The sequence below is a fragment of the Micromonospora sp. ATLC20 genome, from assembly GCF_057196585.1.
In genome coordinates, this window is the sequence record NZ_JBXUOV010000203.1 from 1 (window position 1) to 9,672 (window position 9,672).

Below are 9,672 nucleotides of genomic sequence, written 5' to 3' on the forward strand. Positions count from 1 at the left end.
GGGCGGCGACCGGTGGCCCGCCGGCTCGCCGGGTTGCTGCGGCAGCCCTCGGCGCGCCGGTTCGGGCTGCTCCTGCTGCTGCTCGCCGGGTTCGGCGTGACGCTGCTGCTGGTGCCCCGGCCGGACCCGGCCGACCTGCCCCGGCTCGCCGACTCGCTCGGCGGCTACGGCCCGCCCGCGGCGGTGATCGGCGGCGCGCTGCTGCTGGTGGCGCTGGTGCCGCGGACGTTCGTCACGCTGGCCGCGGGCGCGATCTTCGGCCCGGTGCAGGGCGCCGCCTACGCGCTCGGCGCGGCGCTGCTCGCGGCGGCCATCGGCTTCACAGTGGGCCGGGTGCTGGGCCGCGAGTTCGTCGCCGAGCGGGTCCGCGGCCGGCTGGCCCGCCTCGACGGCTGGTTCGCCCGGCAGAGCGTCTTCGGCGTGGTCACCGTGCGGCTGCTGCCGATCGCCGGGTTCGGCCTGGTCAGCTACGGCTACGGCACCACCGCGGCCCGGATCCTGCCGTTCCTGGCCGGCAGCGTGATCGCCTCCGCCCCCACCGCGATCGGCTACGCGGCGATCGGCGCCGCCGCGACAAGTCCCGGTTCGATCAACTGGTACGCGGCTGCGCCTGCGAGCCTCGGCCTGATCGCCAGTGTGCTGATCATCCACCGCTGGTGGCGGGCCGAACGGCGCCGGTCTGCCGGACCGGCCGGCTGACCCGGCGGCGAAGGCGCACGACCGCGCGGAGGACCTCCGGGCCGGACCGGCCCCGGTAACGACCGCACGACGATCCCGCCCACCGGTCACCGCGCGGCACCGGCGCTACCTAGCATTCGCGAGCATGAGGCCCTCGTCCCGCGCGGCCCGCTCCCGGGCCGCCGCCGTCCTCGCTCCGGTCCTCGCGGCGGCGCTGCTCGCCGCGTGCACCCCGGGAGACCCGGCGGCCACCCCGGCGACGGCCGAGGGAATGCCCTCGACGCAGGTGACCGCCGCGCCGCGTGCCGACTTCTGCCCGGTCACCATGCCGCAGAGCTGGCAGGACGCGATCCGGGACAGCCGGCTGCCGCAGGAGCCCGGGGAGCGGTGGTCAGGGCTCACCCCGGCACCGGACGCCCGCTCCGCGTTCGCCACCGTGCAGCGCGACGGTCTCCCGATGCTGCTGGTCAAGCAGGAGAAGAACGGCGACCGACGGGTCGTGGCCACCATGCCGGACCTGTTCACCTTCCCGCTGTGGGGCGACTTCGACGGGCGCTGGCTGGTCTACGCACGCTCCGACCTCATCCGGGCGGCGCCGCACTCCACCGGTGGCGCGGAACTCTTCGTCTGGGACGCGGAGACCGGGGCCGAGCCGCGGCGGGTCGCGAGCGCCGACCAGGGCGGCGTCCCGTTCCTGCTGCAGGACGGGAAGCTCGCCGTGACCCGGATCCTCGACAAGGACCGGGCCGAGCTGACCCTGCACGACCTGGCGGCCGGAACGGTCCGCACGGTGGCCACCGGACAGGTGAGCGCTGTCGGGTTCCGCGGCGCCGACCTGATCTGGTTCGACAGGGCCACTGGCCGCCTGAACGCGATCGGCCCGGATGAGACGGCGGGCCCTCCGGCACCGCCGGCCCTGGGACCGGGGACCACGGTGGACATGACCACTGACGGCCGCACCACGGCCTGGATGTCCCGGGACGAGCGCGACCTGACCGTCTGGCGGCCGGACTGGACGGCACCCGTGCGGATCCTGCGGGTCACTCCTCCCCGGCCGGCTACGCCCTCGCTGCCGCCCGGCGCCAGGCCACCGACCGAGGACCCGTTCCACCGGATCGCCAGCCCCACTGCGGTCGGCGACCTGGTGCTCTTCGACTACCACCTGGGCTGGTACGTGGCCGACCTGCGGACCGGCTCGTACGTCCGGCTGACCGCGGACCACGCCCAGGCGATGGTCTCGGGCTCGGCGCTGCTGATGGACCCGGACGACAACTCGGTCCCCACGGAGCGGCACGCGTACTCGCTGCTGCGCCTGGACCGGCTGCCGCCACTGCCGGCGTGCCCATGACGGACCACGGGGAGCCGCCGCCGGGTTGAGGCGCGCCCCGCCTGCGGGACGCGCCTCCGGCTCACGGCCGCCGGTCAGGCGACCACAGACACCATCCGGCCCTTCACCACGATCACCTTGCGCGGCTCCTTGCCGCCCAGCGCGCCCGCGACCGCCTCCAGCGCGGTCGCGCGGACGGTCTCCTCGGACGCGTCGGCGGGCACCTCGACCCGGCCCCGGACCTTGCCGTTCACCTGCACCGGGTAGGTGACCGACTCGGCCACCAGCAGGGCCGGGTCGGCGACCGGGAAGTCCGCGTACGCCAGCGAGGTCTCGTGGCCCAGCTTGCGCCACAGCTCCTCGGCCATGTGCGGGGCGAACGGGGCGACCATCAGCACCAGCGGCTCGGCCACCTCGCGCGGCGTACGCGCCAGCCGGGTCAGGCCGTTCGTCAGCTCGATCAGCTTGGCGATGGCGGTGTTGAACCGGATCCCGTCCATGTCGGCGCGGACCCCGTCGATCGCCTTGTGCAGCAGCCGCCGGGTCGCCTCGTCGGCCGGCTCGTCGGTGACCCGCAGCTCACCGGTCTGCTCGTCGACGACGGTGCGCCAGACCCGCTGCAGGAACCGGTACGCGCCGACGACGGCCCGGGTCTCCCACGGGCGGGACACCTCCAGCGGGCCCATCGACATCTCGTACACCCGGAACGTGTCCGCGCCGTACGCCGCGCACATGTCGTCCGGGGTGACCACGTTCTTCAGCGACTTGCCCATCTTGCCGTACTCGCGCCGCACCTCGGTCTCGCCGTGGAACCAACGGCCGTCGACCTCGACGACCTCCTCGGCGGGCACGTAGGCGCCGCGCGGGTCGACGAACGCGTACGCCTGGATCATGCCCTGGTTGAACAGGCGGCGGAACGGCTCGAACGACGACACGTGGCCCAGGTCGTACAGCACCTTGTGCCAGAAACGCGCGTACAGCAGGTGCAGCACGGCGTGCTCGGCGCCGCCGACGTACAGGTCGGTGCCACCGCAGTCGCCGTCGCGGCGCGGCCCCATCCAGTACGCCTCGTTCTCCGGGTCGGCGAAGCGCTGCGAGTCGGCCGGGTCCAGGTAGCGCAGCTCGTACCAGCAGGAGCCGGCCCACTGCGGCATCACGTTGGTCTCGCGGGTGTAGCGCTTCGGCCCGTCGCCCAGGTCCAGCTCCACCTCCACCCAGTCGCGCCGCCGCGACAGCGGGGTCTCCGGGGTGCTGTCGGCGTCCTCCGGGTCGAACGTCTTCGGCGAGAAGTCCTCCACCTCGGGCAGCTCGACGGGCAGCATCGACTCGGGCAGCGCGATCGGCGCCCCGGTCTCGTCGTAGACGATCGGGAACGGCTCACCCCAGTAGCGCTGCCGGGAGAACAGCCAGTCGCGCAGCCGCCAGGTGACCGCGCCGGCGCCGTGCCCGTTCGCCTCCAGCCACTCGATGATCCGGGCCTTCGCGTCGGCGACGCCCAGGCCGTCCAGGTCGATGCCGCGCTCCGGCGCGGCGCTGTTGATCGCCGGGCCGTCACCGGTGTACGCCTTGCCGTCGAAGCCCTCCGGCGGCCGCACGGTCCGCACGATCGGCAGCTCGAAGACCTCGGCGAAGTCCCAGTCCCGCTCGTCCTGGGCCGGCACCGCCATGATCGCGCCGGTGCCGTACCCGGCCAGCACGTAGTCGGCGATGAAGATCGGCATCTGCCCGCCGGTCACCGGGTTGGTCGCGTAGGCGCCGACGAAGACGCCGGTCTTCTCCTTGCTGTCCGCCTGCCGCTCCACGTCCGTCTTGGCCGCGGCGGCCTTCCGGTACGCCTCGACGGCCTCACGCGGGCCGGCGTGCCCGCCGGTCCAGGCGTCCTTCGTCCCCTCCGGCCAGGCGGCCGGCGTCAGCACGTCGACCAGTTCGTGCTCGGGCGCCAGCACCATGTAGGTGGCGCCGAAGACGGTGTCCGGCCGGGTCGTGAACACCCGCACCGGGGCGGCGTCGGTCGGGAAGTCGATGTGCGCGCCGGTCGACCGGCCGATCCAGTTGCGCTGCTGCAGCTTGATCGGCTCCGGCCAGTCCAGTGTGTCCAGGTCCTCCAGCAGCCGGTCCCCGTACGCGGTGATCCGCATCATCCACTGCTTCAGGTTGCGCTTGAAGACCGGGAAGTTGCCGCGCTCGGACCGGCCGTCGGCGGTGACCTCCTCGTTGGCCACCACGGTGCCCAGTCCCGGGCACCAGTTCACCGGCGCCTCCGAGACGTACGCCAGGCGGTGGTCGTCGACGACCTTGCGCCGCTCCCCCACGGTCAGCTCGGCCCACGGACGCCCGTCCGGGGTGGCGCGGGTGCCGCCCTCGAACTCGGCGATCAGCTCGGCGATCGGCCGGGCCTTCTTGGCGTCCGCGTCGTACCAGGAGTTGAAGATCTGCAGGAAGATCCACTGGGTCCAGCGGTAGAACTCGGTGTCGATGGTCGCCACCGAGCGCCGCTCGTCGTGAGCCAGCCCCAGCCGGCGCAGCTGCGCCTTGAACCGCTCGATGTTGGCCTCGGTGGTGGTCCGCGGGTGGGTGCCGGTCTGCACCGCGTACTGCTCGGCGGGCAGGCCGAACGCGTCGAAGCCCATCGCGTGCAGCACGTTGCGCCCGGCCATCCGCTGGTAACGGGCGTAGCAGTCGGTGCCGATGTAGCCCAGCGGGTGACCGACGTGCAGGCCGGCACCGGACGGGTACGGGAACATGTCCAGCACGTACATCTTCTCGGCGCCCGCCCGCGGGTGGCCCGGGTCGGCCAGCGGGCCGACCGGGTTCGGCGCGTGGAAGGTGCCCTCCCGCGCCCAGGTGTCCTGCCAGCGGTGCTCGATCTCGTCGGCCAGGGCGGCGGTGTACCGGAACGGGGGGATGTCGGTCGCCGGTGCGGCTGCCTCACTCATGGCGTCTCCTCGGCGCGGATCGATTCGAAAAAATTGTGGGCGGTCTGCTGCGGGCACAAAAAAGCCCCTCGCGCAGGAGGGGCGGCCGTGCTGTCGCGCTTTCAGCGCATCAACACGGCTCGGTAAGAAGCAGGAAGAACCCGGCCATGCAGGCAGTGTACCTCGCACCCCTCGGTGGCGGCGCGCCCGTTCCACCCGCGGCGGCCGGTCCCCCGGTCCGGCGAATATTCCGGGCGTAACCGACCGACCACCTGCGGGAGTCGGCAGTAACGACAAACATGGTTAGCCTGAGATACCAATGAGATTTCTGCGGCAGACGAGGCTCGGCGTCGCGAACCCAACGGCGGGTCCAGGTGCTCTATAAAGAGCTGCCGTCCAGGCGACGAGGAGGAGGCCCGTGACACAACAGACCTGGGACGAGGTGGGCGGTCTGCTGCCGCACGACGAGTTCCGCGCCGCCAGCGAGGCCATCGTGGCCAACATCGAGCAGGTCATCGAGGGCAAGACCGCCACCGTCCGGCTCGCCCTGGCGGTGCTGCTGGCCGAGGGTCACCTGCTCATCGAGGACGTGCCCGGCGTCGGCAAGACCAAGCTCGCCAAGGCGATGGCCCGGTCCATCGACTGCTCGGTCCGGCGGATCCAGTTCACCCCCGACCTGCTTCCCAGCGACGTCACCGGTGTCAGCGTCTACAACCAGGAGACGCACGACTTCGAGTTCCGCCCCGGCGCGGTCTTCGCCAACCTGGTGGTCGGCGACGAGATCAACCGGGCCTCGCCGAAGACCCAGTCGGCGCTGCTGGAGTGCATGGAGGAGCGGCAGGTCACCGTCGACGGGGTCACCTACCAGTTGCAGACGCCGTTCATGGTGATCGCGACGCAGAACCCGATCGAGATGGAGGGCACCTACCCGCTGCCCGAGGCGCAGCGCGACCGGTTCACCGCCCGCATCGCCATGGGCTACCCGGACCCGCGCGCCGAGCTGGCCATGCTCGACGGGCACGGCGCCACCGACCCGCTGCCCGGGCTGCGGCCGGTCTCCGACGCGGCCACCGTCCGCCGGCTGATCGGCCACGTCCGGCAGGTACACGTCGCCGACGCCGTCAAGCAGTACGCGATCGACCTGGTCACCGCCACCCGGGAGGCGCCCGACCTGCGCCTGGGCGCGTCCCCGCGGGCCACGCTCCAGCTGCTGCGCACCGCCCGCGCGGTGGCCGCCCTGGAGGGCCGCGACTACGTCCTGCCGGACGACCTCCAGGTGCTCGCGGTGCCGGTGCTGGCGCACCGGATCATCCCGACCGCGGACGCGCAGCTGGCCCGGCGCACCACCGACGCGATCGTCTCCGAGCTGGTGCACCGCCTGCCGCTCCCGCACGACCGGCAGCGCTCGCCGTACGACACCCGCCCCGGCGGCGGCAACAACGGCCGCGGGCCGTACGAGCCGCGGAGGCCGTGACGTGCGCGACGGCCTGCGTGGGCTGACCACCCGCGGCCGCTCCTTCCTGGCGGCCGCGGTGGCCGCGGCGATCTCCGCCGGCATCCTGGGCGAGAAGGACCTGCTCCGGGTGGCGGTCCTGCTCGCCGTGCTGCCGCTGCTGGCCGCCGCGTACGTCGGGCGCAGCCGGTACAAGCTGGCCTGCAACAGGTCGCTGGAGCCGCACCGGGTGCCGGTCGGGGCCAGCTCCCGCGTGGTGCTGCGGCTGCAGAACCTGTCCCGCCTGCCCACCGGCACGCTGCTGCTGGAGGACCGCCTGCCGTACGCGCTGGGCAGCCGGCCCCGGGTGGTGCTGGAGCGGCTCGGCGCGCACCAGGCCAGCTCCGTGGCGTACACGGTCCGCGCGGACGTGCGCGGCCGCTACGAGGTGGGGCCGCTGGTGATCCGGCTGACCGACCCGTTCGGCCTGTGCGAGCTGACCCGGTCGTTCCCCAGCACCGACCACCTCACGGTGATCCCGCAGGTCACCCCGCTGCCGTCGGTCCGGCTACCAGGTGAGTACGCCGGCAGCGGCGACAGCCGGGCCCGGTCGGTGGCGGTGCACGGCGAGGACGACGCCGCCACCCGGGAGTACCGGAGGGGCGACGACCTGCGCCGGGTGCACTGGAAGTCCACCGCCCGCACCGGTGAGCTGATGGTGCGCCGCGAGGAGCAGCCGTGGGAGAGCCGCGCCACGGTGGTGCTCGACACCCGTGCCGGCGGGCACCGGGGCGAGGGCCCGACGGCCAGCTTCGAGTGGGCGGTCTCGGCCGCCGCCAGCATCGCCGTGCACCTGCGCGAGGCCGGCTACAAGCTGCGGCTGGTCACCGGCAACGGCGCCGACGTCGGCGCCACCGAGGCGGGCGGCGAGGGACTGCTGCTCGACCACCTCGCCGACGTGCACCTGGACCGGCGCGGCGAGATCACCACGCTCGTGCAGCAGGTCCGGCAGCGGGCCGACGGCGGTCTGATCATCGCGCTGCTCGGCACGCTCGGCACCGCCGAGGCGGAACTGCTGGCCGGGCTGCGCGGCAACGGCGCCACCTGCGTGGCGTTCCTGCTCGACAGCAACACCTGGCTCAACCTGCCACCGAACGCCCGGGCCGAGGCGGAGCGGGCACACGGCGCCGCCGCGCTCACGCTGCTGCAGAGCGGTTGGCGGGTCATCGGGGTGGAGCACGGCACCCGGCTGCCGATGCTGTGGCCGCAGGCCGGACGGGGCTCGCAGGGCTTCGCGCTGCGGGCCGCCATGGCCGAGACGGTGGCCGGCGGACGACGATGACGGGAAGGATCCCCCTGTGACCCCGCACCGCAACATCGGGTTCGTCGCCGCGGCGGCGACACTGCTGGCGGCGGCCCCCCTGTCGGCGATCTTCGAACGCTGGACCTGGCTGATCCAGGCCGCCGTCGTGGTCGCCGTGGTGGCTGGCGCGGCCGCGTTGAGCCGGCTGGGCCGGTTCCCGCTGTGGGGGCAGGTACTGGCCATGCTGGGCGGGCTGACCCTGGGCCTGACCTGGGTCTTCCCCGGCGGCACCGAACTGCTCGCGTTCGTGCCGACCCCGGCCACGTTCGCCCACTTCGGCGACCTGCTCCAGACGTCGTTGCAGGACATGCGCTCGTACGGCGTGAAGGTGCCGGACGTCGACTCGCTGCTGTTCCTCGCGGTGCTCGGCATCGGCGCGGTCGCGGTGGTGGTGGACGTGCTCGCGGTCGGGTTGCGCCGCCCGGCGCTGGCCGGTCTGCCGATGCTCGCCATCTACTCGGTGCCGGTCGCGGTCTACGTGGACAGCGTCCCGGCCACCCCGTTCGTGGTCGGCGCCGCCGGTTACCTCTGGCTGCTGGTCACCGACAACGTCGACCGGGTACGCCGGTTCGGCCGCCGGTTCACCGGCGAGGGCCGTGACGTGGACGTCTGGGAGGCGTCCCCGCTCGCCGCGGCCGGACGGCGGCTCGCCGTGGTCGGCGTGATCGTGGCGGTGGCGCTGCCGCTCGCAGTGCCCGGGATGACCGGCGGGCTGCTGAACAACGTCGGCGCCGGGCCCGGCGAAGGCAACGGGCGCCCGGGCCAGGGCGGCAGCTCGGGCCGGGTCGACCTGTTCGCGGCGCTCAGCGGCCAGCTCAACCAGAACGAGGAAGTCGAGCTGGTCAAGGTCAGTACCAACGAGACCACCCCGTTCTACCTGCGCCTGGGCGTGGTGGACGACCTGCGGCCGAGCGGCTTCCAGGCACGCGTGCCTACCGGGCGGCCGGTCACCCGCCCGCTGCCCGACCCGGGGGAACGCGCCACGCGCGGTGTCGAGCAGCAGCGCTACCGCGCCACGGTCGAGGTGACGAAGAACCTCAACATGCCGTTGCTGCCGGTCTACGCCGAGCCGGTCAACACCGACGACCTCAACGGCAACTGGCTGTACGACCCGAACCAGCAGGTCGTCTTCTCCAACCGGGACAACGCCCGCGGCAAGAGCTACTCGTTCGACTACGTACGGTCCACCTTCAGCCCGGCGGCGCTGCGCGCGGCCCCGTCGCTGCCCTCGGACAGCCCGGTGATGCGGCAGCAGACCGAGCGGCCGTCCGTCCCGGCCGTCGAGGAACTGGTCGCGCAGCTGGTGAAGGGCAAGTCGAACGACTACGACAAGGTCCGGGCGATCTACGACTACTTCTCCGTGGAGAACGGCTTCACCTACGCGCTGTCCACCCGCAACGGCAGCAGCGGGGAGGACATCACCGACTTCCTCGCCACCAAGGTCGGCTACTGCCAGCAGTACGCGGCGGCGATGGCCTGGCTGGTCCGGGCCGCCGGTATCCCGGCCCGGGTGGCCGTCGGGTTCACCAACGGCGGCAACGCCGACGGCAGCACGTACGTGCTGACCAACCGCAACCTGCACGCCTGGACCGAGGTCAACTTCAGCGGGATCGGCTGGGTGCCGTTCGACGCCACCCCGGCGGCGGCCGTGACGGGCTCGGTCCGCTCGGCCTGGGCGCCGGACATCGACGCCCCCGAGGAGGTCACCCCGTCGGCCGGCAGCACCAGCGCTCCCGACGCGGCCGGCCCGTCGGCCGGGCCGAACGAGGCGGACCGGCTGGACAAGGACACCGACCAGGGCCTGACGCTGAACCAGGGCGGCCCGGCCGAGGAGAGCCCAGTCTGGCCGTGGTGGCTGGCCGGTGCGCTGGCGCTGCTGGCGCTGCTCGCCGTACCGGCCCTGCGCCGCTCCGCGCTGCGCCGACGCCGGCGCGTCCGGGCGGTCCCGCCCGCGGCC

6 protein-coding genes are annotated in these 9,672 nt (G+C 73.3%); 5 read left to right on the forward strand and 1 reads right to left on the reverse strand.

Annotated elements, in window-relative coordinates; genetic code table 11:
- Window positions 1–12 precede the first annotated feature (12 nt).
- Entirely contained in the window at window positions 13–699 is a 687-nt protein-coding gene (locus AC2CHG_RS27225; protein ID WP_484525875.1) for a TVP38/TMEM64 family protein, read from the forward strand.
- Between the two features lie 124 nt (window positions 700–823).
- Window positions 824–2,026, forward strand: a complete 1,203-nt coding sequence (locus AC2CHG_RS27230; protein WP_484525872.1) for a TolB-like translocation protein — start codon at window positions 824–826, stop codon at window positions 2,024–2,026.
- Window positions 2,027–2,100: 74 nt separating this feature from the next.
- Here AC2CHG_RS27230 and leuS read toward each other — a convergent pair whose 3' ends face one another.
- Window positions 2,101–4,941, reverse strand: a complete 2,841-nt coding sequence (gene leuS / locus AC2CHG_RS27235; protein WP_484525873.1) for a leucine--tRNA ligase — start codon at window positions 4,939–4,941, stop codon at window positions 2,101–2,103.
- A gap of 397 nt (window positions 4,942–5,338) precedes the next feature.
- Here leuS and AC2CHG_RS27240 point away from each other — a divergent pair, with 397 nt between their 5' ends.
- From AC2CHG_RS27240 to AC2CHG_RS27250, 3 genes are all read left to right on the forward strand, one after another.
- A complete protein-coding gene (locus tag AC2CHG_RS27240; RefSeq protein ID WP_013287615.1) occupies window positions 5,339–6,394 on the forward strand; it encodes an AAA family ATPase in 1,056 nt (351 codons plus the stop codon).
- Between the two features lies 1 nt (window position 6,395).
- The gene (locus AC2CHG_RS27245) at window positions 6,396–7,694 is read left to right on the forward strand and encodes a DUF58 domain-containing protein (protein ID WP_262014585.1); all 1,299 of its coding nucleotides are present in this window, start codon (window positions 6,396–6,398) and stop codon (window positions 7,692–7,694) included.
- A 16-nt stretch (window positions 7,695–7,710) separates the two neighbouring features.
- Window positions 7,711–9,672, forward strand: a 1,962-nt coding sequence (locus AC2CHG_RS27250) for a transglutaminase TgpA family protein (RefSeq protein WP_484525874.1), incomplete at its 3' end; no start/stop codon positions are given.